Source organism: Burkholderia sp. S-53, assembly GCF_025560745.1.
Classification (GTDB): domain Bacteria; phylum Pseudomonadota; class Gammaproteobacteria; order Burkholderiales; family Burkholderiaceae; genus Burkholderia; species Burkholderia pyrrocinia.
The window spans coordinates 1,804,148-1,828,185 of the sequence record NZ_CP090484.1; the positions used below are offsets into that span (position 1 = coordinate 1,804,148).

Genomic DNA, 24,038 nt, shown 5'->3' on the forward strand with positions numbered 1-24,038 from the left:
TCAGCGTCCTCCGAGGTTCTGCGTATCGAGACGGTTCGCGGCGGCTCCGGCGAGCGCGCGCTTGCGCAGCACGGCGGGCGCGGTTTCGACGAGGCCGAACGACAGCACGCACGCGAGGATCGCGCCGGTTGCCGACGTCCACATCGCGAACTGCAGGCCGTACTTGTCGGCCGCGAAGCCGGCGACGGTCGGCGCGACGAAGCCGCCGATCAGCTCGCCGGCGCCCATGATCAGCCCGAGCGCGCTGGCGATCGAGCGGGGCGGCACCGTTTCGGCCGGGATCGTCGCCATGAACAGCGTGAAGCAGCCGAGGCCCGTGTAGGTCGCGAGCACGAGCGCGCAGAGCGCCCCCAGCGAATTCGCGTGAATCATCGCAACGGGGCACGCGGCGGCGATCAGCGCGAACACGATCATCGTCGGCTTGCGGCCGATCCGGTCGGAGATCGCGGGCACCGCGAAGCCCCAGAACACCCACGCGGCGCCGAGGCAGGTCATCACGACGCCCATGTCGGCGGGCGACAGGTGGCGGCTGTCGACGAGGAACACCGGCGCGAACGAGATGATCACGATGAACCACGTGAGGAAGAAGCAACTGATCAGCACGCAGAGCAGGATGTTGCGTTCCTTCAGCAGCGCCCAGCGGCTGATCGCCGCGCCGCCCGACACTGGTGCGCCGACGGTGTCGGCCTGCGCATGCCGCGCGCCGCCGGGCGGCATTTCGCGCACCCAGCGCCAGATGCAGAACGCGATCATGAAGCCGGGAATGCACGATACGAAGAACGCGTGGCGCCAGCCGTACGCGGTCGCGATCCCGATCACGACCGGCGGGCCGATCATCGCGCCGAGCAGGCCGGCAGCCGAGCCCTGCAGCAGGCCCATGTTCAGCCCGCGGCGGCTCGGCGTCGAACTCTCGACCATCAGCGACTGCGACAGCGGCAGCACGGGGCCTTCGGCGATACCCATCAGCGCGCGGAACGCGATCAGGCTCGCGAAGCCGCCGACCAGCCCCGACAGCGCCGAGCATACGGAAAAGCCGACCACGGCCGCGATCAGCAGCGGCTTGCGCGTGCCGCGCGCGTCGGACCACGCGCCGGTCGCGGCGCCGGACAGCGCCCACGTGAGCGCGAGCGCGGACGACACCATGCCGAGCTGCGCATTCGTCAGGTGCAGTTCGGCGGACATGAACGGGAACAGGAACGACAGCGCGAGGCGGTCGAAGAACACGAAGCCGAACGTCATGAACAGGATCAGCAGCAGCCTGTTCTCGTACGTCCATGCAAGCTTGGGGGAAGGGCGGGATGTCATGGCGGGCCTCGTCGCGCTTTAGCGGAACAGCTTCTCGATCGCCTGCGCGCCGAGGCCGACCTTCTCGTAATGCGCCTTGCACATCGCGATGTACGAATGCACGTCGAAATAGCCGTCGGGGTTGCCTTCTTCGTCGAGCCAGATCAGCGGCCCCTTGACGATGAAGAACGCGCGCATCGGCTCGGGGTGATCGAACGCGACGAGCGTGTGGCCTTCGCCTGGCGTCTCGTACACGAAATCGCCCTTCGTCGCGGTCCATTCGTGTTCCAGGTAGCCCCATTTGCCGGACAGCGTGTACGCGAACACCTCGTGCGGGTGATAGTGCCGGTTCACGAGCCCCGCTTCCTTCGCCATCAGGATGTCGCACCATTTGTTCTGCGACGGCGAGATCCACAGCGGCCGCGACGAAACCGTTTCGGTGAACGGAACGTAATGGCGCTCGTCGTCGGTGGCCGCGTTCGCGATGTAGGCTTCGGGCAGCGCATCGGGCTTGAACGGATTGGCAATCGGCGGGATGTTTTGCCAGAATTCGGCTACGGCTTGGTCGACCACGGCTTGTCTCCTTGTGTGTGGGTGTCGTGGGCTCGACTTTAGCCAGCCGGTGCGCGCCGCTCTTGACTGGGCTGGACGAATTGCTTGATCGGGCCGGACATCGCACCGCACGACGTTTAAACGATCCATCCCCCAATTCCGCGATGCATGCCGCCCCGTACGACGGGCGCCAGCAGGAGGCGACGTGACGAATTCGACCGTTTTTTCACGCACGCGAGGCTCGACGGCCGACGTGCCGGTGCGCGACCGGATGGCGTACTGGGATGCGTTCAATGCCGCGACGCTGGTTGGCCTGCGCTGCTCGTCGCTGTCGCCGGCCGGGCTCGAAGTCGAGAAGACCGACATCGCGCTGCCGGGCCTCGGCCTCGCCGACATCAGCGGCCAGGATCACGTGATCGAGCGCAGCCCCGCTTTGGTGCGCCAGTTGCCGAAGGAATCGCTGTTCGCGTGCCAGATCCTGAGCGGGCGCGCGTATTTCATCCAGCGCGACCGGTGCCTGCTCGCGGAAGCCGGCGATGTCGTCGTCTACGACACGCGCGTGCCTTATCTGTTCGGATTCCTGACGCCGATGCGGCAGTTGCTGATCGATATCCCGATCACGACGTTCGACGACCGGCTCGATGCGGAACTGGCGGCGCTGCCGCTGCGGATCGCGCCGAAGCCGGGCGCGGGCGCGATGCTCGGCGCGACGCTGCGCGCCAGCGTCGAACGGTTCATGAAGGATCCGGTCGAGCGCGATGCCGCGCGATTCGCCGAGCACACGCGCACGCTGATCGCGGAACTCATCGACGCGGAAGTGAACGGCGTGGGCGCATCGCGCGCGTCGCTGTCGTACCTGCTGACCGCGAAGCAGTACATCGCGACGCATCTCGGCGAGCCGGAGCTCGGGCCGCAGGCCGTGGCCGACGCGGTCGGGCTGTCGCTGCGCCATCTCGGCCGGCTGTTTGCGGCCGAAGGCGAGTCGATCACGCAGCACATCTGGTCGGAACGGCTGTCGCACGCGCATCGCGAGCTGACCGATGCGCGGCTGCGCAAGACGAGCGTCGGCGAGATCGCGTTTCGCTGGGGGTTCTCGAGCCAGGCGCACTTCAGCCGCGCGATTCGCGAGCGCTACGGCGCGTCGCCGATGGCGCTGCGCGATGCGGCACGCGCGGCGGAGTCCTGATCCGGGCAGCGGGCGTAGCGGCGGCGCGTGTGTTACGCGCCGTTTTTGTTTTCAGTGCAGTGCAGTGCAGTGCGGTACAGCGCACGCGCGCCGCGTCAGTCCGCCAGCATGAATTCGGCGCAACGCTCCGCGATCATGATCGTCGGCGCGTTCGTGTTGCCGGACACGATGCGCGGCATCACCGACGCATCGCAGATCCGCAATCCGTCGATGCCTTGCACCGCGAGACGCGGCGTGACGACCGCGTTCTCGTCGTGGCCCATGCGGCAGGTGCCGGCCGGGTGATAGACGGTTTTCGCGCGGCGCTGCACGTAGTCGGCGAGTGCCGCCTCGGTCAGCGTCTCGGCTTCGCGAACGATGCGCGCGAGCGACGGCGCGCGGATGATCTGCCGGGCGAGCGCGACACCGCGCACGAGGCAGTCGACGTCGGCCGGGTCGGACAGCGCGCCGCTGTCGAACCGGATCGGCGCGGCCGGATCGTTGCCGCGCAGTTGCACGGAGCCGCGCGAGCGCGGCCTGAGCAGGCACGGGTTGATCGACAGGCCGTGGCCGGGCAGCGGCGCGCGATCGACGTCGCCGACGAGCGTCGGCAGCACGTGGAACTGGATATCCGGCCGGCCGCTGCCCGTCGTATCGACGAACGCGCCGGATTCGACGACGTTCGACGTCAGCAGGCCCGTGCGGCACAGCATCCACTGCAGCCCGTGCCGCAGCGCCTTCAGCCCGCGATCCTCGCCGAGCAGGCTGACCGGCGCGTGGCTATGGCCGTAGATCGATACTTCGAGGTGATCCTGGTAGTTCGCGCCGACGTCGGGGCTGTCGTGCAGCACGTCGATGCCGTGCGCGTGCAGGTGCGCGCCGGGCCCGATGCCCGACAGCATCAGCAGTTTCGGCGTGCTCAGCGCGCCGGCCGCGAGCACGACGTCGGCGCGCGCGGCGGCCGAACCCGTCGTGCCGCTTTCGGTTTGCCATTCGACGCCGGTCGCGCGGCGGCCGTCGAACCGGATGCGCGTCACGCGGCAGCCGGTCAGCACGCGCAGGTTCGGATCTCGGATCGCGTCGGCGAGATAGGTGGCGGCGGTGCTGCCGCGCTGCCCGTCGAAGATCGTCGTGTGATAGAAGCCGACGCCGTGCTGCGCGGCGCCGTTGAAATCGTCGTTGTACGCGATCCCGGCTTCCTGCGCGGCCTTCACGAACGCGAGGCTCAGCGGATGCCGGAAGCGCGTGTCGCCGACCTTCAACGGCCCGTCGGTGCCGTGGAACGGCTCGGAGAGCCGCAGGTGCGATTCGGCGCGCTTGAACACGGGCAGCACGTCGTCCCAGCCCCAACCGGTGCAGCCGAGCGCGGCCCAGTCGTCGTAGTCGTCGCGCGTACCGCGCACGTACAGCATCGCGTTGACCGAGCTGCCGCCGCCGAGCGTGCGGCCTTGCGGCACGTAGGTCTTGCGTCCCGCCGCACCGGGCTGCGGTTCGCTCTCGAACGTGACCGTGCGCTGCGTGCCGAGCACACGGATGAACGTCGCCGGAATCCGGATGAACAGGCTGTCGTCCTTCGGGCCGTCCTCGAGCAGCAGCACGCGCCTGCCGGCCTTCACCAGCCGATGCGCGACCGTGCAGCCGGCCGAACCGCCGCCGACGACGATATGGTCGTACGTCTCCATCCCGCTTCTTCTCCTTGCTGTCGGGCGGCGGAACGTGTGCCGCCGCGGAAGAAGCCAGCTTAGCGACCGCTATGCGGCCCCATTTGACCGGGATGGCCGCCGTGCTTGCCTCGCAGGGACACGGCGGCGGGTGGCGGGTGTTGCGGTGTCCGCTTATCGCGCGTCGGGCGGCGCGCGCGTGTCGCTCGGCGTCTCGCCGAAGCGTGCGCGATAGCTGCGGCTGAAGTGCGCGCTGTTGTTGAAGCCCCAGCGGAACGCGATTTCGCTGACCGTCAGATGCTTCAGCGACCGGTCGCGCAGATCGGCGCGGCAGCGTTCGAGCCGCCGCGCGAGGATGTAACGCGTGAGAGGCATCCCTTCGATTTCGAACACGCGTGCGAGCTGGCGCGGCGACAGGTTGATCGCGCGGCTCACCGACTGGCTGTCGAGATCGTCGTCGGCGAGATGGCTGTCGATGAACGTCTTCGCGCGCGACAGCGTGTGGACGGTCGACTTCGTCGGCGACGCATCGCCGTCGCGCAGCCGCAGCATCGACTGCACGAGTTCGAGTATCGCGGCGGCGCGCCGTTCGCGCGCGTCGGGCGCCGGCTCCTGCGGCGCGGCGAGCAGCGCGTACACCTGTCGCACGGCCCACGACGTCACGCCGTCGTCGCGATCGATCTTGACGAGGCTGCGGTAGCGCCACGGCCCGACACGCGCTTCGAACACGTCGCGCGGCACGTCGAGCACGGTCATCGCCATGTCGGCGGGAAAGCCGTGGCCGTACGGCACCGACGTGTCGTAGAGGACGATATCGCCCGGCGCGTGCTGCATGCAGTCGACGTCCTGGAACGTATAGCCTTGCCCTTCGTGCATCAGGCAGATGAACACGGCGTCGCGCTGGTCCGCGTGGATGTTGTGCGGCGTGCGCACCACCGCATGCCGGTTCGCGACGATGTCGCATGCGCCGAACAGTCCGAGATCGCGCTTGCGCAGCGACGCGTCGATGCCTTCGGACGATTTGCCGCTGCATTCGATCCGCACGAGCGTGCGGGCGACATGGTCGACCCAGAAATCGACGCGCTCGGCGCCGCGTACGGCGCGCGTCGAGACCGTGACGATCTCCGTGCTGGTGTCCGGCATGACGTTCTCCCAATGACCGCCCGAGCGGCGCAGTCTCGGGCACGTCGAATGCCGCGGTCAATCCGTGAAAGACCCGGGGCCGGCGCGCGACGCGCTTGCAGCGGGGCGCTGCGGCCGGACGTGCGAACGATGTCCGGTTGAGTCAACGGAAGCGGCCGTGTGGGTCAAGACGCGAGCGCGATTCTCGGCTAGGTGACGCGCGTATCGCTACGCGCTGCCGACAGGTGCCGCAGGCTTGCTGCGCCGAAGACGACGGCAGCCCGAGCGAAACGTCCTTGTCGTATCCCATCTTGTGGTCGCGGAATTCGACGCTCGCGTGGCCGGCCCGCTGCAAGTCGGTGACGTTCGCGCAGATTCCCGATTTTTCCCGCATCCGCATCCGCATCCGCGACTGCGGCGATAGCAGGACGCACATGACGCAGGCCAATCGCGGAACCGCGAGACTGCGCGATTCCGCCCACCGGCCTGCCGCCGTCGACTTCAGGTCGCGCTGGCCTCGTCGATCTGGCGGATGTCGTCCTGATCGAGCCGGACGCGGATCGCTTCGCCGAGCAATTCGAGTTGCGCGAGCGACGTCGCGCTCGCGATCGGCGCGGTGATCGACGGCCGAGCGATCTGCCATGCGAGCGCGATCGCGGCCGGCTGCGTGCCGTGCCTGGCCGACACGGCGTCGAGCGCGGCGAGAATGCGCAGGCCGCGTTCGTCGAGATAGCCGGCGACGCGGTCGCCGCGCACGCTCTTCTTCAGGTCGGCCTCGCTGCGGTACTTGCCCGACAGGAAGCCGCTCGCGAGCGCGTAGTAGTTGACGACGCCGAGCTTCAGGTCGCGCACGACCGGCTCGAGATCGCGTTCGTAGTCGGCGCGGTCGATCAGGTTGTATTCGGGCTGGATGACCTGGTACGCGGGCAGGCCGTCGCGCTTGCTGATGTCGGCGGCTTCGCGCAGGCGTGCGCCGCTGTAGTTCGATGCGCCGATGATGCGCACCTTGCCCGCGTCGATCAGCGTCTGGTACGCGCCGAGCGTTTCCTCGAGCGGGGCCGTGTCGGCGAGGTCGCGGTGCGAGAAATACAGGTCGATGTAATCGGTCTGCAGGCGGCGCAGCGAATCGTCGGCGGCCTTCAGGATGTTGTCCTTCGTCAGGCCGGCGCGTGCCGAGAGCAGGCCGACCTTGGTCGCGATCACGACCTGCTCGCGCTTGCCGGAACGCTTGAGCCACTTGCCGATGATCGTTTCCGATTCGCCGCCGCTGTTGCCGGGCGCCCAGGCCGAATAGACGTCGGCCGTGTCGATAAAGTTGATGCCGGTGTCGGCGAGCGCGTCGAGCAGCGCAAACGATGCGTTCTCGTCGACGGTCCAGCCGAAGACGTTGCCGCCGAAGGCGAGCGGCGAAACCTGGATGCTGGACGTGCCGAGGGTGCGTAGTGCCATGTTCTGCTCCGATATCGGTGGGACGGGATTGAACTGCGCGATGGGTCAGGTCGAGCGCGACGAGACGACGGGGTGCGCGGTGCGGTTCCGCCGTTGTCGCAGGACACCGGACATTCTCGCCGATCGATCGGATTCGTGCAGTCGGCGCGCCGACGCGATGATGGACGGCTTGCGACAGATGACGGACGCATCGTCTGTCAAACAGCCCGATCGTACCGCTGCGTTCGATCCGGAGCTGATTTATTGCGGCGGCGATGCGCGACGGGAAGCGGGACGGCGTGTCGCCGGAATCGGGCGGGACGGAAAGATGCACCGACGTTGCGCCGGAGCGGATCGGCAGACGGGCGGCACGCAGCCGCCCGTGCGATGGCGAGTCGGTCAGCGCAACTGCACCGCCGCGAGAAACAGCACCATGCTGCCGATCGCGCCGTCCAGCACGCGCCACGCGACGGCCTTGCGGAACCACGGCGCGAGCAATCGCGCACCGTAGCCGAGCCCGAGGAACCACACGACGCTGACCGTCATCGCGCCGATCGCGAACGCGAGCCGCGCGCCTTCCGGCTCGCGCGCGCCGGCCGTGCCGATCAGCAGGAACGTGTCGAGATACACGTGCGGGTTGAGCCACGTGAACGCGAGCGTCATCAGCACGATCGCGAGCCCGCTCTGCGGCGGCGGCGCGACCGCGTCGCCGCGCACGTCGAGCGTTGCGTGGCCCGGCTTGAGCGCGCGGCGCAGCGCGTTGATGCCGAACCAAGCGAGATACGCGAGGCCGACGTACAGCACCGCATGGACGAAAGTCGGATAACGCTCGACGAGCACCGATGCGCCGCCGACGCCCGCGCCGATCAGGATCATGTCGGACAGCGCGCACAGCAGCACGATCTTGCCGACATGCGCGCGCATGATGCCTTGCCGGAGCACGAACGCGTTCTGCGCGCCGATGGTGACGATGAGCGACGCGCACAGTGCGGCGCCGTGGGAAAAAGCGAGCCAGTTCATGATGGGTGACAGCAGAGGAAGCAGTAGACGGATGAATCGGGTAGCGCTAGTCTGCGGTCGGCATGAGAATAAGAGAAGCTAATTCACCTAATGCGGATTAAGGAAATCTAATGCTCGACTACGCCCTGCTCGATGCGCTCGCGGCGGTGATCCGGTACGGCTCGTTCGAGCGCGCGGCCAAGGAGCTGAACGTCACGCCGTCGGCCGTGTCGCAGCGCGTGAAACTGCTGGAGGAGCGCGTCGGCAGCGTGCTCGTCAAGCGCGGGCAGCCGTGCGTCGCGACGACGTCGGGCGCGCTGCTGTGCCGGCATACCGAGCGCGTGCAACTGCTCGAGGCCGAGCTGGGCGGCCGGATGCCGGCGTTGCCGGGCCAGATCGCGAGCGCATGGCCGATGTTGCGCGTGGCCGTCAACGACGACAGCGTCGCGACGTGGTTCATCGACGCGGTCGGGCCGTTCTGCACGGAGCGCGAAACGTTGCTCGACCTCGTGATCGACGACCAGGACTACACGGCCGCGCGCATCCGCGACGGCAGCGTGCAGGGCGCCGTGACCGCGCAGGCCGAGCCGATCCAGGGATGCCGGTCGGAGCGGCTCGGGCGTATTCGCTATCGCGCGGTGTGCTCGCCGGCATTTTACGAACGTTACTTCGGCGCGGGCATTACGCGCGATGCGCTGCGTCGCGCGCCGTGCGTGATGTTCAATCCAAAGGACGGGCTGCAGGCGCGTTTCATCCGGCGCGTGACGCGCGCGGATCTCGATCCGCCGCAGCACTGGATACCGCACGTCGCGGGTTACCTGCGCGCCTGCGAAACGGGATTGGGATGGGGGATGTGCCCGGACCGGATGGTCGACCGCCAGCTGGCAGCGGGCGAACTGGTCGACATGTCGCGCGGGCGTACCGTCGACATCGATCTTTACTGGCAGAGCTGGCGCCTGTCGATCGGCTGGCTCGACGATTTCAGCGCGGCGCTGAAGGCGCGCGCCGCGCTGTTTCTCGATTGATCGGTAACGTCATGCGGGCGGCGCGCGAGATGCGTGCGCCGCGCGGGATCAGACGTGATGCAGGCCGTCGAAATCGACGATCTGCACGTGGCGGCCCTGCATTTCGATCAGGCCGCGCTTCTGGAATTTGGACAGCGTGCGGCTGACCGTTTCGAGCGTCATGCCGAGGTAGCTGCCGATGTCCTCGCGCGTCATTCGCAGGTTGAATTCCGACGGCGAGTAACCGCGCTTCAGGTAGCGCGACGACACGTCGAGCAGGAACGCGGCGACACGTTCTTCGGCATTCAGCGAACCGAGCAGCATCGTTTGCGACGTTTCGCGCACGATCTGCTCGCTCATCAGCTTGTGCATGCGCAACTGCATCGAGCCGGCTTCCGAGCACAGCGTCTTGAGCGCGCTGTACGGAATCACACAGACGGAGCTGTCTTCGAGCGCGACCGCGGTGCGCGGATGCGTGTCGTCGCAGATGCCGTCGAGGCCGAGCGCTTCGCCCGCGAGATGCAGGCCCGTGACCTGTTCGCGGCCGTCGTGGCGCGTGGCGACGGTTTTCAGCGAACCCGAGCGCACCGCGTACAGGTTGTCGAATGCGTCCCCTTCGCGGAACAGCGCTTCGCCGCGCTTGACGGGGCGCGCCGCGCAGATGACCGACTCGAGGCGGCTGAGCGCTTCGGGCGCCAGGCCCTGCGGCATGCACAGGTGCCGCATTGCGCATGACGAGCAGTGCGCGGCCTGGCGAGGAGCCCAGCTGCCGGCATGAGGCGTGGCGGCGGGACGTGTGGCGACGGGCGTCAGCATGATCGTTTACTCCGGCGTTGAATCGACGGAATCATTGTCCCACCGCAAGTTGCCGCTGTCGGGCGACAAAACGTCGCGACCGGCCGCGCATGCCGATTGCCGTTCACGCGGCTTGTTCGTCCACGTTGGCGGCGGCCGGAATCAGCAGCACGGGCAGCGTCGCGTGCCGCACGCATTGTTCGGCGATGCTGCCGAGCACGAGACGGCGGAACCCGCGGCGGCCGTGCGTGCCGAGCACGAGCAGATCCGCGCCGAACGCCTTCGCGCCTTCGAGGATCAACGACGACACATCGACGAGCGACGTCGCTTCGGTCAGCCGCGTCTCGCCTGTCACGCCCGCTGCCTGCATCAGCTTCGTGAATTCCTTCGCGAGTTCGTTGCCTTGCGCGACGAGCTGATCGCGCAGCACGGACGGATCATAGCCGGGCACGTTGTAGTAGATCGCGGCGTTCTCGACGACGTAGAACGGTTGCAGCTCGGCGCCGTGCGCTTTCGCGAGCGCCAGTGCCGCATCGAACGCGTGGCGGGACGTGTCGCTGCCGTCGACGGCTACCAGAATACGCTTGTACATAGTGTCTCCGAGGGGCGGGTTGAAACGAAGTCGGCCGGATGGCCGATCAGTCTGAGCAATGCTGCGAGGCAGAGTAAACCAATGGCGGGGACTTTGCAGTGCGGTGCCCGTCACACCGCGCGGCCGCGACGCGTTCGGCGCTGCGGCGCACGGTCATGCACGCGATGCATGCCGCACTGCGCGATGCGTGTCGCGTGCCGCATGGCTGCGTCGCATCCGTCGTTCGCGTGGTCGTGGGGCGGTTCGAGACTGCCGGCTCCGGAGTGATGATGGTGAAAACCGCATCGCCGCCGGGAACGGATGCGCGGGCATCGGAATCGCGCGTTGCACCGGCGCACGTATCGCGGCGCGAGCATCCTGCACCGACACGGTGCGACATGCCGCGCCGGTGAACTGCACGCATCGTCATTCAATCGCAACCGCGCCGTTTCGATATGACTTCGATCAACGCATGTGCGTTCGAGCGATGCGCGACATGCATGACATTGCCGATGCCGGTGCGCGGAATCGTTTGCTCGAGCACCCGTCGCGTGCGCGAATCCGCCGGCATCGGTCTTCGACCGACGTCGGTCCGCAAACGAACGATCGATTCAAACGTCGTGCCGGTTACCTCGGCACGGCCGTCAGTTCGATCACGCGTTCCGGTCGCCGTCCGTGGCCGGGCCAGTACGCGCTGCCGTACATCCGGTGGACGGGACCGAACTGCGCATCGCTCGCGGGCGACGGCGCGGCGAAGCCTTTCTCGATCACCGCGTAGCCCGCGCGCAGCGCGAACGCCGGATGGTTGCCGCCGTGGCGGCTGTCGAAACCGGCGATGCCGTCGCCGGCTTCGGGCATCGAATTGACGAGCGACGCGTTGCTGCCCGTGATCTGGTCGGGCGAGATCGGCCCGCCGCCGGCGAGAAGCCACGCCTCGCGGTTCTTGCCGTCGGTGTCGACGGTGCTGTCGTGGGTTTCGTCGTTGTCGAGCTCGACGCTGTGCGGATGCAAATGACCTGTTCGACCGGATGATTCCATCGCGGCTCTCCTGACGGCGAAGCGGTCCGGATCGAAGCAAATCCCGTTCCGGGCATGACGGGAAAAGGCGCGCGGGCGATCGCCGCGGTCGTGTGACGCGCACTGATTTGTCATGATTTATTTCAGCTAGAAGACGCGTTTTCTACAGAGTATGATTCTTTTCCTGCGGAGCGGCGACAGGGGGATGCAATTTCGCCGCCTCTGCCCGCGACGGGCGCCGCAGCACCCTTAAAGACGGGTAGTGAACAACAAACAAGGGACTAGAGGTGGCGGATTCATGCAAGCGACTACTGCCTTCACGCACCGCGGTTATCTGTTGAATTGCGCGCCCGCGCGCGCCAGTGACGGTTCGTTCAAACCCTACGTCGTGATCTCCCGATCGAGCGACGGGGAACTCGTTGCGAACCGTTTTTTCCCGATCGAGCTCCAGTTCAACGACGAAGGCGACGCGATCGCGCACGCGCGCGACTGGGCCGTGCGCTGGATCGACGCGAGCAGCATCACGATGTGATGCCGTGGCGCTTCGGCACGTCGGCCGTCCGGCCGATCCCCGGTGCGCCGCTTCCGGACAAAAAACGCGGTAATCTTGCGGAACCCGTCACTTTATTAGCGGCCGTGCGATCGAGCGCGGCCGCCTGCATTGGCATATGTCGACATCACCCGTCCGTCAGTGGGGCCTCGAAGAAATCGTTGCCGGCTTGCGCGAGTCGCGCGAGGAACTCCATCGCACGCGCCATCCGCGCGGCATCCGCGAACTGCCGTCCCGCGACGCGATCTGCAAGATCGTGACCGGCCTGCGCGCGTCGATGTTTCCGACGCATTACGGCGCGCCGGATCTCACCGACGAAAGCGTCGACTACTACGTCGGCCACACGCTCGAGAGCACGCTGCGCATCCTGTCCGAACAGATTCGCCGCGCGCTGCCGTTCCTGCCCGAATATGCGGACACGCCGTTCGCCGAGCTCGACGAGCGCGCGTTCGAGATCGCGCGCGAATTCGGCCGGCAGTTGCCGGCAGTCCGCGCGCTGCTCGTCAGCGACATCCAGGCCGCATACGCGGGCGATCCGGCCGCGCAGCACATCACCGAGATCCTGCTGTGCTATCCCGGCGTGCTGGCGATGATGCACCATCGGCTCGCACACGCGCTGCACCAACTCGGCGTGCCGCTGCTCGCACGTTTCATCAATGAAATCGCGCACTCGGCCACCGGTATCGACATCCACCCCGGTGCGCGGATCGGCCCGAGCTTCTTCATCGACCACGGCACCGGTGTCGTGATCGGCGAGACGGCGATCATCGGTGAGCGTGTGCGCCTGTACCAGGCCGTCACGCTCGGCGCGAAGAGTTTCCCTGCCGATGGCGACGGCGCGCTGGTCAAGGGCAACGCACGGCACCCGATCGTCGAGGACGACGTGGTGATCTACGCGGGTGCGACGATTCTCGGCCGCGTGACGATCGGGCGCGGCTCGGTGATCGGCGGCAACGTGTGGCTCACGCACAGCGTGCCGCCCGGCACGAGCGTCGCGCAGAGCAAGGCCCGCGAAGGCGGTAGCGGCGAGAAGCCGTAACGCGGCGCGCGGCCGCAGGTGCGTCAGTGCTTGCCGGCGGGCGAGCGGTGCTTGTACAGCACGTCCTGGTCGACGCGGATCAGGTTCTGCCCCGCATCGACGACGAAATCCACGCCGTTGTATGCGTTGCCCGTCAGCAGCAGGATCGCGCTCGCGACGTCGTCGGGGCCCGCGATGCGCGCGAGCGGCGTCGATGCGCGGCTTGCGTGTTCGAAGTCGGCCTGCGTCTGGTCGTCGCTCGGCAGCATCAGCCCCGGGAACACCGCATTCACGCGCAGCACCGGTGCGGACGACAGCGCGAGCATCTGCGTGAGGTTGCCGAGCGCGGCCTTCGCGACCGTGTAGCTGAAATGGTCGCGGTGAAAGTTTTCCTTGATCTTCTGGTCGACCACGTTCACGACGACCCCCTGCGTGCCGGCCGCGCGCGCCCGTTCGTAGAACGCACGCGTGAGCAGGATCGGCGCGCGGCAGTTGACGGCCCACGCCTGGTCGAACGCCGCGAGATCGAAGCTCGGGAAATGGTCCTGCCAGAACACCGACGCGTTGTTGACGAGCACGTCGAGGCGCCCGAAGCGCGCATACACCTGGTCGATCAACGCGTTGATCTGCGCGGCATCCGACAGGTCGGCCTGCAGCGCGACCGAATCGTGCCCGCGTTCGGCGATCGCGCGGGCCGCTGCCTGTGCGGCATCTGCCGAACGGTCGTAGTGCACCGCGGTGCGATAGCCGTGCGCGGCGAAATACTCGGCGAACGCGCGCCCGGCCCGGCGCGCGGCGCCGGTCACGAGCACGACGGGCGCGTGCGCCGTTTGCTTCGTCGACTCCATTACGTATTCGTCAGGTTGACTGAAGAAGGATTGGCGACGATCGACAGGAATTCGCGCCGCGTCGACGGATCGGTGCGGAACGTGCCGAGCATGCGCGACGTGACCATCTCGACGCCCGGCTTGTGCACGCCGCGCGTCGAGATGCACTGGTGCGCGGCTTCGAGGATCACGCCGACGCCTTTCGGCTGCAGCACGTCGAACAGCGTATCGGCGATCTGTACGGTCATCTTTTCCTGGATCTGCAGGCGCTTCGCGAACGCGTCGACGAGGCGCGCGAGCTTCGAGATGCCGACCACGCGATGGTTCGGCAGATACGCGACGTGCGCGCGGCCGATGATCGGCACCATGTGGTGCTCGCAGTAGCTCTCGAAGCGGATGTCCTTCAGCACGATCATCTCGTCGTAGCCGTCGACTTCGCTGAACGTGCGCGCGAGGATGTCGCGCGGCTCCACCGCATAACCGGCGAAGAACTGTTCGTACGCGCGCACGACCCGTGCGGGCGTATCGAGCAGGCCTTCGCGTGCGGGATCGTCGCCTGCCCAGCGCAACAGCACGCGCACGGCGTCTTCTGCTTCTTTACGGCTCGGCCGGGATGCGGCCGGCTCGGGCCGCGCGGATTTTTTACCCATGTACAGGCTCCATCGAATGCGGCCGCCTGAGGCGGCCGGAATCCGGCCATTGTTTCATGCTTTCGCGGGTCGTGTGCGTGGCCCGGCGCTCACTTCGGCCATTCGTCCTGCTCGTCGTTGAACAGCGACGCAACCACGCCGCGCAGCCACGCGGTGCGCGGATCGTTGTGATACTTGCGATGCCAGTGCTGCTTCAGGTCGAAGCGCGGCAGCGCGAGCGGCGGCTCGACGGGCACGATGAACGCGTGCTCGGCCGCATACGCATAGCCGATCGCATGCGGCACTGTCGCGATCAGGTCGGTGCGGCTCAGGATGAACGGCAGGCTCATGAAGTGCGGCGTCTCGAGCACCGCGCGGCGCTGCATGCGCTGCTTCGCGAGATATTTCTCGAGCACTTCCTGGCTGCGCCCTTCGGCGCGCACCACCGCGTGCCCGCATGCAAGGAACTGCTCGACCGTAAAGGGCGGCGCCTGTTCGAGCGGATGGCCGCGCCGCATCAGGCAGACGAACCGGTGCGTGAACAACCGCTGCTGGAAGAAGTTGTTGCCGTCGAGATCGGGGAAGTAGCCGACCGCGAGATCGATCGACCCGGCTTCGAGGCCGCGGCCGACTTCATCGTGCGCGAGCGACACCGAGCGCAGGTTCGCGTGCGGCGCGCGCGTCGCGAACGCCTGCAGCAGCTTCGGCAGGAACACGATCTCGCCGACGTCCGACAGCGCGATCGAGAACGTATGCGTGCTCGCGGCCGGATCGAAGTCGTGCGGCGCGACCAGGCCGCGCTCGATCTGCGCGAGCGCGTCGCGTGCGGCCGGCAGCAGCGCGAGTGCGCGCGGCGTCGGCTCCATCCCGCGCGACGTGCGCACGAACAGCGGATCGCCGAAATACTCGCGCAGCCGGCCGAGCGCCGTGCTCACGCGCGGCTGGCTCACGCCGAGCAGGTCGCCGGCGCGGCTGACGTTGCGCGTGTCGTCGAGCGCGACGAGGTAGGGAATGAGGTTCAGATCGAGCGAATCCATCACCGGGCCAATATCTTGAAAACGTATACAACATATCTCCTGAATCGCGTTGCCGCATAGTCGGGAAAGCGCTCAAATGTGTTCCACGATTCGAATTAATGTTCTGGAGACGAACAATGCGCACCCAAGTCGCGATCATCGGCGCCGGTCCGTCCGGCCTTCTGCTTTCCCATCTGCTGCGCCTGCAAGGCGTCGATTCCATCCTCGTCGAAGCGCGTTCGCGCGAATACTGCGAGAACCGCATCCGCGCCGGCGTGCTGGAGCAGGGCACGGTCGATACGCTGAACGACGCCGGCCTTGGCGACCGGATGCGCCGCGAAGGGCTCGAGCATCACGGCATCGAGCTGCTGTTCTCCGGGCAGCGGCATCGCATCGACCTGTCCGAGTTGACAGGCGGGCGCGCGATCACCGTCTACAGCCAGCATGAAGTCGTACGCGACCTGATCGCGGCGGGCGTCGAGCATGGCCACCAGATGCATTTCGAAGTCAGCGACGTCGCGTTGCACGACGTCGAAGGCGAACACCCGTTCGTCACGTTCAAGCACGCGGACGGCCGCGCGGGCCGCATCGACTGCGACTACATCGCCGGCTGCGACGGCTTCCACGGCATCGCGCGCCAGACGATCCCGGCCGAGCGGCTGAACACGTTCGAGCGTGTCTACCCATTCGCGTGGCTCGGCATCCTCGCCGATGCGGCGCCGTCGCTCGACGAACTCGTCTATGCGCATCACGACAACGGCTTCGCGCTGTTCTCGATGCGCTCGCCGACCGTCACGCGCCTGTACCTGCAGTGCAAACCCGATGAAAACCTCGCCGAATGGTCCGATGCGCGAATCTGGGACGAACTGCACACGCGCTTCTCGAACGACACGGGCTGGACGCCGACCGAGGGCCCGATCACGCAGAAGAGCGTGACGCCGATGCGCAGCTTCGTGTCGGAGACGATGCAGCACGGCCGGCTGTTCCTCGCCGGCGACGCCGCGCACATCGTGCCGCCGACCGGCGCGAAGGGGATGAACCTCGCGGTCGCCGACGTCCGCGCGTTGTCCCGTGCGCTCGGCGCGCGCTACCGGACGGGCGACACGACGCCGCTCGACACGTATTCCGCGACCTGCCTCGAACGCGTGTGGCGCGCCGAGCACTTCTCGTACTTCATGACGAACATGCTGCACTCGTCGCCGGAGGATTCGCCGTTCGTCAATCGCCTGAAGTTTGCCGAGCTGAAATACGTGACGCGCTCGCGAGCCGCCGCGCAGTCGCTCGCCGAAAACTACGTCGGGCTGCCGTTCGACGACGCAGCGACCCCCGAGGCAACCCGCCTTGACAACGCGCTGTGCGCGACTCTATGATCGGCCATCGTTCGCTAATCGAATCTAGGTTCTAATAGCGAACAAATACCGGGATCGAGATCGGCCCCGGCGCGGCACGCGGCACGCGCGTGTCCCCTCGACAGGCCGCGCATCGTGCCGCGGGTTCGTATCAGGAAGAGACATGGTCAACAAGATTTTCGAATCGCTTCAGTCGGCGGTTGCCGACGTCCACGATGGCGCGACAATCATGATCGGCGGCTTCGGCACGGCCGGCATGCCGTCCGAGCTGATCGACGCGCTGATCGAACAGGGCGCGCGCGACCTGACGATCGTCAACAACAACGCGGGCAACGGCGAGACGGGCCTGGCGGCGCTGCTCAAGGCGAAACAGGTGCGCAAGATCATCTGCTCGTTCCCGCGCCAGAGCGACTCGCAGGTGTTCGACGGGCTGTACCGCGCGGGCGAGATCGAGCTGGAGCTCGTGCCGCAGGGCAACCTCGCGGAGCGCATCCGCGCGGCGGGCGCCGGCATCGGCGGCTTCTTCACGCCGACGGGCTTCGGCACCAAGCTCGCGGAAGGCAAGGAAACGCGCGTGATCGACGGCAAGCAGTATGTGTTCGAGACGCCGATCCACGCCGATTTCGCGTTCGTGAAGGCGTACAAGGGTGATCGCTGGGGCAATCTCGTGTATCGCAAGACCGCGCGCAACTTCGGGCCGATCATGGCCAGCGCCGCGAAGGTCGCGATCGTGCAGGTGTCGGAAGTCGTGCCGCTCGGCGCGCTGAACCCGGAACACATCGTGACGCCGGGCATTTTCGTTCAGCGCATCGTCGAGGTGCCGCAGGCCGCTCATGCGGCCGAGCTGGCCGCCGAACACGCTGCATCGCAAGCCGCCGCCTAAGGAGATATCCAGATGAAACGACTGACCCGCGATGAAATGGCCAAGCGCGTCGCCCAGGACATCCCCGAAGGCGCGTACGTGAACCTCGGCATCGGCGTGCCGACGCTGGTGGCGAACCACCTCGACCCGAGCAAGGAAATCTTCCTGCACAGCGAGAACGGCCTGCTCGGCATGGGCCCCGCGCCCGCGCCCGGCGAGGAAGACGACGAACTGATCAACGCCGGCAAGCAGCACGTGACGCTGCTCACCGGCGGCGCGTATTTCCACCATTCCGATTCGTTCGCGATGATGCGCGGCGGCCACCTCGACTACTGCGTGCTCGGCGCGTTCCAGGTGTCCGCGAACGGCGATCTCGCGAACTGGCATACGGGCGCGCCCGATGCGATTCCGGCCGTCGGCGGTGCGATGGATCTCGCGATCGGCGCGAAGCAGGTGTTCGTGATGATGGAGCACCTGACGAAGCAGGGCGAGAGCAAGATCGTCGCGCAGTGCTCGTATCCGGTCACCGGCGTGCAATGCGTGAGCCGCATCTATACGGATCTCGCCGTGCTCGACGTGACGGCCGACGGCCTCGCGGTGAGCGAGATCTTCACCGACCTGTCGTTCGACGAGCTGCAGAAGCTGACCGGCGTGCCGCTGATCGACGCGACGCAAAAGGCCGCCGCCTGAACCGGAAGCGTGCCGGCGTGTGCGTTCGTGCGCATGCCGGCACGCTTGGGTGGACAATAGGCGCACGCCGTTTCCCCAATCTGATGCCATGCTCGAAGACAGCGCCCGCCTGACCTCCCTCATCTGCGGCACCGAGCCGCTCAACCGGATCTGGTCGCCGCGCGCGACGATCCAGCGGATGCTCGACGTCGAGGCCGCGCTCGCGCGCGCGCTCGCCGCGCAGCAGGTGATTCCCGCCGCCGCGGTCGCGCCGATCGAACGCGCGTGCGACGCAAGCCGGCTCGATGCCGACGCGCTCGCGCACGGCGCGGCGCTCGGCGGCAATCTCGCGATTCCGCTCGTCAAGCAGCTCACCGCGCAAGTGAAGGCCGACGACCCCGAGGCCGCGAAGTTCGTGCATTGGGGCGCCACGAGCCAGGACATCATCGATACCGCGACCGTTCTTCAGCTGCGCGACACGCTCGACGTGCTCGAGCCGCTGCTCGACGAAGCGTGCGCATCGCTTGCGGCGCTCGCGCGCACGCATCGCGCGACGCCGATGATCGGCCGCACGTGGCTGCAGCAGGCGCTGCCGATCACGCTCGGCCTGAAATTCGCCCAATGGCTCGATGCGCTGCTGCGCCATCGCGCGCGCTTCGCCGAATTGCGCGAGCGCGCGCTGGTGCTGCAGTTCGGCGGCGCCGCAGGCACGCTCGCGAGCCTGCGCGAGCACGCGCGTGGCGTCACGGCCGCGCTCGCGGCCGACCTGAAGCTCGCCGTGCCGGCCGTGCCGTGGCATACGCAGCGCGATCGCATCGCGGAAGCCGCATCATGCTTCGGGATGCTGACGGGTACGCTCGGCAAGATCGCGCGTGACGTGTCGCTGCAGATGCAGACCGAAGTCGGCGAACTCGGCGAACCGGCCGCCGCCGGCAAGGGCGGCTCGTCGACGATGCCGCACAAGCGCAACCCGGTCGGCTGCGCGGCCGTGCTGACCGCCGCCGTCCGCGCGCCGAACCTCGTCGCGACCGTGTTCGCGGGGATGGTCCAGGAGCACGAGCGCGCACTTGGCGGCTGGCAGGCCGAATGGGATGCGTTGCCCGACCTCGCGCGGCTGACGGGCGGCGCGCTCGCGCAGATCGCGCAGATCGTCGCGGGTCTCGACGTCAACACCGAACGCCTTGCCGCGAACCTCGACCTGACGCACGGTCTGATCCTCGGCGAAGCGGTCATGCTCGCACTCGGCGACCGGATCGGCCGGCTCGATGCGCACCACGTCGTCGAGCATGCATCGAAGGAAGCCGTGCGCACCGGCGCGCCGCTGTTCGACGTGCTCGCCGCCGATGCGACCGTGGCGGCCCACCTGTCGCGCGACGCGCTCGCGCGGCTGCTCGATCCCGCACATTACGTCGGCGAGGCGCAGGCCTACGTCGACGCCGTGCTCGCGCTGCATGCGGGCACGACCCAACCAGGAGAACATTGATGCCTTTCGCCACTGTCAACGGCGTGAAACTGCATTACCGGATCGACCGTGCCGCGCGCGACGACGCGCCGTGGCTCGTCTTCTCGAACTCGCTCGGCGCCGACCTGCAGATGTGGGCGCCGCAGATCCGTCCGCTCACGCAGCACTTCAATATCCTGCGCTACGACACGCGCGGCCACGGCCATTCCGATGCGCCGGCCGGTTCGTACACGATCGACCAGCTTGCCGGCGACGTGATCGGCCTGCTCGACCACGTTGGCATCGCGCGCGCGCATTTCTGCGGGATCTCGATGGGCGGGCTGACGGGCGCCGCGCTGGCCGCGCGCTACCCGTCGCGCATCGTTCGCGCGGTGCTGTCGAACACCGCCGCGAAGATCGGCTCGCCGGAAGTGTGGGCCCCGCGTGCGCAAAAGGCGCGCGCCGAAGGGATGGCCGCGCTTGCCGACGCCGTGCTGCCGCGCTGGTTCACCGACGCGTTCGTCGAACGCGAGCCGCGCCTGTTCGACGCGATCCGCGACACCTTCGTGCATACCGACAAGGACGGCTATGCGGCGAACTGCGACGCGCTGAACGCGGCCGACCTGCGCGAAGAGGTGAAGGGCATCGCGCTGCCGGTGCTCGTCGTGACCGGCGCGAAGGACATGTCGACGCCGCCCGACCAGGGCCGCGCGCTGGCTGCCGCGATTCCCGGTGCGCTTCACGTCGAATTCGACGCCGCGCACATTTCGAACATCGAGTGCACCGGCGGTTTCAACCGCGCGCTGCTCGATTTCCTGACCGCGTGAGGCACCGGCGATGGATGACCAGGAACGTTACGAAGCAGGGATGAAGGTGCGTCGCGCGGTGCTCGGCGATGCGCACGTCGACCGTTCGCTCGAGAACCGCACCGAGGTGACCGACGAATTCCAGAACCTGATCACGCGCTATGCATGGGGCGAGATCTGGACGCGCGACGGCCTGCCGCGCCATACGCGCAGCCTGCTGACCATCGCGATGATGGTGGCGCTGAACCGTGGCGAGGAACTGGCGCTGCATCTGCGCGCCGCGCGCAACAACGGCGTGACGCGCGACGAGATCAAGGAAGTGCTGCTGCAGACCGCGATCTATTGCGGCGTGCCGGCCGCGAATTCCGCGTTCCATCTCGCGGACAAGATCTTCAAGGAACAGGACGAGGCCGCGTAAGACGGTCGGTCACGCGCGGCCGGCTGAGGGCGGCCGCAACCGATCGCGTGGCCCGCTGTCGCAAGCGGGCCGTCGACGACGGAATCGATGAACGCGCCGGCAGAGCATCGGCGCGCGGCACACCGGATGGCCGGTGGGCGAACAAAGGAAGGGCGCGGCAACCATGCCGTATTGCTCGTATATATAGCGTTGCATGGGACCGGAGTAAGCGCTGAAGCGCCAACTCCGGTCGACCGCGCAGCATGGGATCCAAGTAAGCGCTAAAGCGCTAACTTGGATCGACACAGGAGACACGCGATGAATCGCACACCCGTGGTCGATGTCCAGACCTTCATAAACGAGCAGCCGTTCGGCGGCTTTCAATGGCTCGTGTTCCTCATGTGTTTCGTCATCGTGCTGCTCGACGGCTTCGATACGGCCGCGATCGGCTTCATCGCGCCGTCGCTGCTCGGCGAATGGAACCTGACCAAGCCCGATCTCGCGCCCGTGCTGAGCGCCGCGCTGTTCGGCCTCGCGTGCGGCGCGCTCGTGTCGGGCCCGCTGTCCGACCGGCTCGGGCGCCGCTTGCTGCTGATCGGCTCGGTGTTCCTGTTCGGCGTCGCGTGCCTCTTTTCAGCGTTCTCGACGACCATCGGGCACCTGACGGTCCTGCGCTTCATCACCGGCGTCGGGCTCGGCGCGGCGATGCCGAACGCGGTCACGATGATGGGCGAATTCTGCCCGGACAAGCGCCGCGCGACCGTGATCAACCTGATGTTCTGCGGCTTCCCGCTCGGTGCCGCGTTCGGCGGTTTCCTGGCCGCGTGGATGATTCCGCATTTCGGCTGGCGCAGCGTGCTGATGCTCGGCGGCGTGACGCCGCTGCTGCTCGGCGTGCTGTTGCTGCTGAAGATGCCGGAATCGGTGCGCTTCATGGTCGCGAGCGGCCAGGCGGTCGACAAGATCCGCGCAACGCTCGCACGCATCTCGCGCGACGCGCTGAATGCCGGCGCGTTCGCGATGACCGAATCCGCGCCGCAGACGGGCAGCAAGGGGCTCGGCGTCGTGCTGTCGCGTTCGTACATCGTCGGCTCCGTGATGCTGTGGATCGCGTACTTCATGGGCCTCGTGATCTTCTACGCGTCGATCAACTGGATGCCGATCCTGCTTAAGGATGCCGGCCTGACGCCGAAGAGCGCGACGCTGATCTCGGCGCTGTTCCCGCTCGGCGGCGTGGGCGCCGTGCTGTGCGGCGTGCTGATGGACCGCTTCAACGCGAACCGCGTGATCGCCGTGTGCTATGCGCTGACGGCGGTGAGCGTGTATGCGATCGGGCAGGCGGCCGGCAACGTCGGGCTGCTCGTGCTGGTCGTGTTCGTGGCCGGCGTGCTGATGAACACCGCGCAATCGTCGATGCCGGCGCTTGCCGCCGCGTTCTATCCGACCGAGGGGCGCGGCACGGGTGTCGCGTGGATGCTCGGCGTCGGCCGCTTCGGCGGGATCGCGGGGTCGTTCCTCGTCGCCGAACTGACGCGCCGGCACTTCACGTTCGCGGGCGTGTTCGCGACGATCGCCGTCGCGGGCGTGCTCGCGTGCGTCGCATTGCTGATCAAGCAGATGGCGCGACCGCATGGCGTCGCGCAGCCGGCAGGCAAGATCGAGTCGCTCGGGCATTGAGCGAAGCGTAGGCCGGTGCGATGCGCCGGCCTACTGTGAGCGGCACTCTTCGTGCCGCTATTCCTCCGCGTCGTGTTCCTTGACGAAGTTGCGCAGATACGCGCGCAGCGCGGCCTCCCGGCTGCGATGATCGGCAAGGTTCGCCGCACCCATCTCTTCCTCGTCGCCGAACAGCGTGGGCGGCGCGCAGTAAGTGCCGACTTCGACGTTGTCACGCAGCACGAGGATGTCGTGCGTGAGCGGGTGATACTCGGCGATCCAGTGCATCCCCTCGATGTGCTCGCCCGTCCTCAGGAATGGCTTCATCGGCTTGTCTCCCGGCAGCAGCGGCGCGACCGCGAAGCGGCTGCGCGCGCCCGTACTGAAAGGGTACGCCTGCATCACATGAATCTCAACGGGCGCGCTGTGAGCGCTCACTGCGGCAGCAGGTGCGCGATCAGCGGATACAGCGACAGGATCAGCAGCACGGCCATCGTCACGTTGAAGATGCGCAATGCGCGGCGGTTCGACAGGAAGCGGCGCAGGCCGAGGCCGAACGCGGCCCACAGGCAGATGCACGGGAAGCCGATCAGGATGAACACGACGGCCATCCACGCGGCGTTCATTCCGTAGTCGGCGGACAGGCGCACCGTCGTCGCGGCGGTCAGCACCATCATCCAGGCTTTCGGGTTGACCCACTGGAACGCGGCGGCTTCGATGAACGTCATCGGCCGCGGCTTGCCGCCGTTCGCCTTCACTTCGCCCGACGTGCCGATGCGCCACGCGAGGTACAGCAGGTACGCGACGCTTGCGGCTTCGAGGAGCGTGTACAGCAGCGGCAGGCGCTTGAACGCTTCGCCGAGGCCGAAGCCGACGCAGAGCATCAGGATCGCGACGCCGATGCTGATGCCGAACAGGTGCGGCATCGTGCGGCGGAAGCCGAAATTGACGCCGGACGCGAGCAGCATCGTGTTGTTCGGGCCGGGCGTGATCGACGTGACGAGCGCGAACAGCATGCCGGCGGGCAGCGCGCTCAGGGTGAGGAATTCCATCGCGGATTCTCCATTCGGTTCGAGACTGGGATGGAGATCAGTTTAGCGACGGTTGTCGGTACAGTACCGGTACAGTTTTTTTGACGATTGCCGGTACGGGGAGGGGCTGGCGACGGTAGGAGGCGGTTGTTGTTGGCTGACCTGCCCTCGGTTTTAGTCCGGGCTGCA

Annotated in this window: 25 protein-coding genes; 11 read left to right on the forward strand and 14 right to left on the reverse strand. The window is 67.3% G+C overall.

Going from position 1 to position 24,038, the window contains the following annotated elements; translation table 11 throughout:
* The gene (locus LXM88_RS30180) at positions 1-1,305 is read right to left on the reverse strand and encodes an MFS transporter (RefSeq protein ID WP_262543039.1); all 1,305 of its coding nucleotides are present in this window, start codon (positions 1,303-1,305) and stop codon (positions 1-3) included.
* Between the two features lie 18 nt (positions 1,306-1,323).
* A complete protein-coding gene (locus LXM88_RS30185; RefSeq protein WP_262543040.1) occupies positions 1,324-1,857 on the reverse strand; it encodes a 2,4'-dihydroxyacetophenone dioxygenase family protein in 534 nt (177 codons plus the stop codon).
* 184 nt (positions 1,858-2,041) lie between these two features.
* Here LXM88_RS30185 and LXM88_RS30190 point away from each other — a divergent pair, with 184 nt between their 5' ends.
* Positions 2,042-3,022, forward strand: coding sequence for a helix-turn-helix domain-containing protein (locus LXM88_RS30190; protein WP_262543042.1), 981 nt, complete (start codon positions 2,042-2,044; stop codon positions 3,020-3,022).
* Positions 3,023-3,117: 95 nt separating this feature from the next.
* Here LXM88_RS30190 and LXM88_RS30195 read toward each other — a convergent pair whose 3' ends face one another.
* The 4 genes from LXM88_RS30195 to LXM88_RS30210 all read right to left on the reverse strand — a co-directional run bounded on the left by LXM88_RS30195 (position 3,118) and on the right by LXM88_RS30210 (position 8,232).
* Positions 3,118-4,683, reverse strand: a complete 1,566-nt coding sequence (locus LXM88_RS30195; RefSeq protein WP_262543044.1) for a GMC family oxidoreductase — start codon at positions 4,681-4,683, stop codon at positions 3,118-3,120.
* A 153-nt stretch (positions 4,684-4,836) separates the two neighbouring features.
* The gene (locus LXM88_RS30200) at positions 4,837-5,805 is read right to left on the reverse strand and encodes a helix-turn-helix domain-containing protein (RefSeq protein WP_262543045.1); all 969 of its coding nucleotides are present in this window, start codon (positions 5,803-5,805) and stop codon (positions 4,837-4,839) included.
* 480 nt (positions 5,806-6,285) lie between these two features.
* Positions 6,286-7,233, reverse strand: coding sequence for an aldo/keto reductase (locus tag LXM88_RS30205; RefSeq protein WP_262543047.1), 948 nt, complete (start codon positions 7,231-7,233; stop codon positions 6,286-6,288).
* Between the two features lie 378 nt (positions 7,234-7,611).
* Positions 7,612-8,232 carry a LysE/ArgO family amino acid transporter gene (locus LXM88_RS30210; protein ID WP_262543050.1) on the reverse strand — a complete coding sequence of 207 codons (621 nt, stop codon included), beginning with the start codon at positions 8,230-8,232 and terminating at the stop codon, positions 7,612-7,614.
* A gap of 110 nt (positions 8,233-8,342) precedes the next feature.
* On the opposite strand from LXM88_RS30210, the gene LXM88_RS30215 reads away from it, so the two are divergent.
* Positions 8,343-9,236 carry a LysR family transcriptional regulator ArgP gene (locus tag LXM88_RS30215; protein WP_105391326.1) on the forward strand — a complete coding sequence of 298 codons (894 nt, stop codon included), beginning with the start codon at positions 8,343-8,345 and terminating at the stop codon, positions 9,234-9,236.
* 48 nt (positions 9,237-9,284) lie between these two features.
* On the opposite strand, the gene fnr is transcribed toward LXM88_RS30215, so the two are convergent.
* The 3 genes from fnr to LXM88_RS30230 all read right to left on the reverse strand — a co-directional run bounded on the left by fnr (position 9,285) and on the right by LXM88_RS30230 (position 11,619).
* On the reverse strand, positions 9,285-10,031 hold the full coding sequence (gene fnr / locus LXM88_RS30220) for a fumarate/nitrate reduction transcriptional regulator Fnr (RefSeq protein ID WP_085038217.1): 747 nt from the start codon (positions 10,029-10,031) through the stop codon (positions 9,285-9,287).
* Positions 10,032-10,134: 103 nt separating this feature from the next.
* The gene (locus LXM88_RS30225) at positions 10,135-10,602 is read right to left on the reverse strand and encodes a universal stress protein (RefSeq protein WP_262543057.1); all 468 of its coding nucleotides are present in this window, start codon (positions 10,600-10,602) and stop codon (positions 10,135-10,137) included.
* 606 nt (positions 10,603-11,208) lie between these two features.
* Positions 11,209-11,619 (reverse strand): DUF3005 domain-containing protein, encoded by a 411-nt coding sequence (locus tag LXM88_RS30230; protein ID WP_047902054.1) that lies wholly within the window; start codon positions 11,617-11,619, stop codon positions 11,209-11,211.
* A gap of 277 nt (positions 11,620-11,896) precedes the next feature.
* On the opposite strand from LXM88_RS30230, the gene LXM88_RS30235 reads away from it, so the two are divergent.
* The gene (locus LXM88_RS30235) at positions 11,897-12,130 is read left to right on the forward strand and encodes a hypothetical protein (RefSeq protein ID WP_059238184.1); all 234 of its coding nucleotides are present in this window, start codon (positions 11,897-11,899) and stop codon (positions 12,128-12,130) included.
* Between the two features lie 136 nt (positions 12,131-12,266).
* Complete coding sequence (epsC, locus tag LXM88_RS30240) at positions 12,267-13,187, forward strand: serine O-acetyltransferase EpsC (protein ID WP_262543059.1); 921 nt, start codon at positions 12,267-12,269, stop codon at positions 13,185-13,187.
* A gap of 23 nt (positions 13,188-13,210) precedes the next feature.
* Here epsC and LXM88_RS30245 read toward each other — a convergent pair whose 3' ends face one another.
* From LXM88_RS30245 to LXM88_RS30255, 3 genes are all read right to left on the reverse strand, one after another.
* Positions 13,211-14,014, reverse strand: a complete 804-nt coding sequence (locus LXM88_RS30245; RefSeq protein ID WP_262543061.1) for an SDR family oxidoreductase — start codon at positions 14,012-14,014, stop codon at positions 13,211-13,213.
* Positions 14,014-14,643, reverse strand: coding sequence for a GTP cyclohydrolase I FolE (gene folE / locus LXM88_RS30250; protein ID WP_262543063.1), 630 nt, complete (start codon positions 14,641-14,643; stop codon positions 14,014-14,016). Before folE ends, LXM88_RS30245 begins: the two co-directional genes overlap by 1 nt.
* An 89-nt stretch (positions 14,644-14,732) precedes the next feature.
* Positions 14,733-15,659 carry a LysR family transcriptional regulator gene (locus tag LXM88_RS30255; protein WP_175917242.1) on the reverse strand — a complete coding sequence of 309 codons (927 nt, stop codon included), beginning with the start codon at positions 15,657-15,659 and terminating at the stop codon, positions 14,733-14,735.
* Positions 15,660-15,775: 116 nt separating this feature from the next.
* Between LXM88_RS30255 and pobA the strand changes: the two genes are divergently transcribed.
* The 7 genes from pobA (at position 15,776) to LXM88_RS30290 (ending at position 22,839) form a co-directional block, all read left to right on the forward strand.
* Complete coding sequence (gene pobA / locus LXM88_RS30260) at positions 15,776-17,008, forward strand: 4-hydroxybenzoate 3-monooxygenase (RefSeq protein WP_262543068.1); 1,233 nt, start codon at positions 15,776-15,778, stop codon at positions 17,006-17,008.
* Positions 17,009-17,150: 142 nt separating this feature from the next.
* Entirely contained in the window at positions 17,151-17,870 is a 720-nt protein-coding gene (locus LXM88_RS30265; protein WP_262543069.1) for a 3-oxoacid CoA-transferase subunit A, read from the forward strand.
* 12 nt (positions 17,871-17,882) lie between these two features.
* On the forward strand, positions 17,883-18,539 hold the full coding sequence (locus LXM88_RS30270) for a CoA transferase subunit B (protein WP_006482308.1): 657 nt from the start codon (positions 17,883-17,885) through the stop codon (positions 18,537-18,539).
* Positions 18,540-18,627: 88 nt separating this feature from the next.
* Complete coding sequence (locus LXM88_RS30275) at positions 18,628-20,001, forward strand: 3-carboxy-cis,cis-muconate cycloisomerase (RefSeq protein WP_262543114.1); 1,374 nt, start codon at positions 18,628-18,630, stop codon at positions 19,999-20,001.
* Positions 20,001-20,786, forward strand: a complete 786-nt coding sequence (pcaD, locus tag LXM88_RS30280; RefSeq protein WP_072445101.1) for a 3-oxoadipate enol-lactonase — start codon at positions 20,001-20,003, stop codon at positions 20,784-20,786. The genes LXM88_RS30275 and pcaD overlap by 1 nt, the downstream gene beginning before the upstream one ends.
* A gap of 10 nt (positions 20,787-20,796) precedes the next feature.
* Positions 20,797-21,183, forward strand: coding sequence for a 4-carboxymuconolactone decarboxylase (pcaC, locus tag LXM88_RS30285; RefSeq protein WP_096475453.1), 387 nt, complete (start codon positions 20,797-20,799; stop codon positions 21,181-21,183).
* Between the two features lie 297 nt (positions 21,184-21,480).
* Positions 21,481-22,839, forward strand: a complete 1,359-nt coding sequence (locus LXM88_RS30290; RefSeq protein WP_262543115.1) for an MFS transporter — start codon at positions 21,481-21,483, stop codon at positions 22,837-22,839.
* A gap of 57 nt (positions 22,840-22,896) precedes the next feature.
* Here LXM88_RS30290 and LXM88_RS30295 read toward each other — a convergent pair whose 3' ends face one another.
* A complete protein-coding gene (locus tag LXM88_RS30295) occupies positions 22,897-23,145 on the reverse strand; it encodes a hypothetical protein (protein ID WP_262546988.1) in 249 nt (82 codons plus the stop codon).
* 107 nt (positions 23,146-23,252) lie between these two features.
* Positions 23,253-23,870, reverse strand: a complete 618-nt coding sequence (locus LXM88_RS30300) for a LysE family translocator (RefSeq protein WP_262543116.1) — start codon at positions 23,868-23,870, stop codon at positions 23,253-23,255.
* Positions 23,871-24,038: the final 168 nt, after the last annotated feature.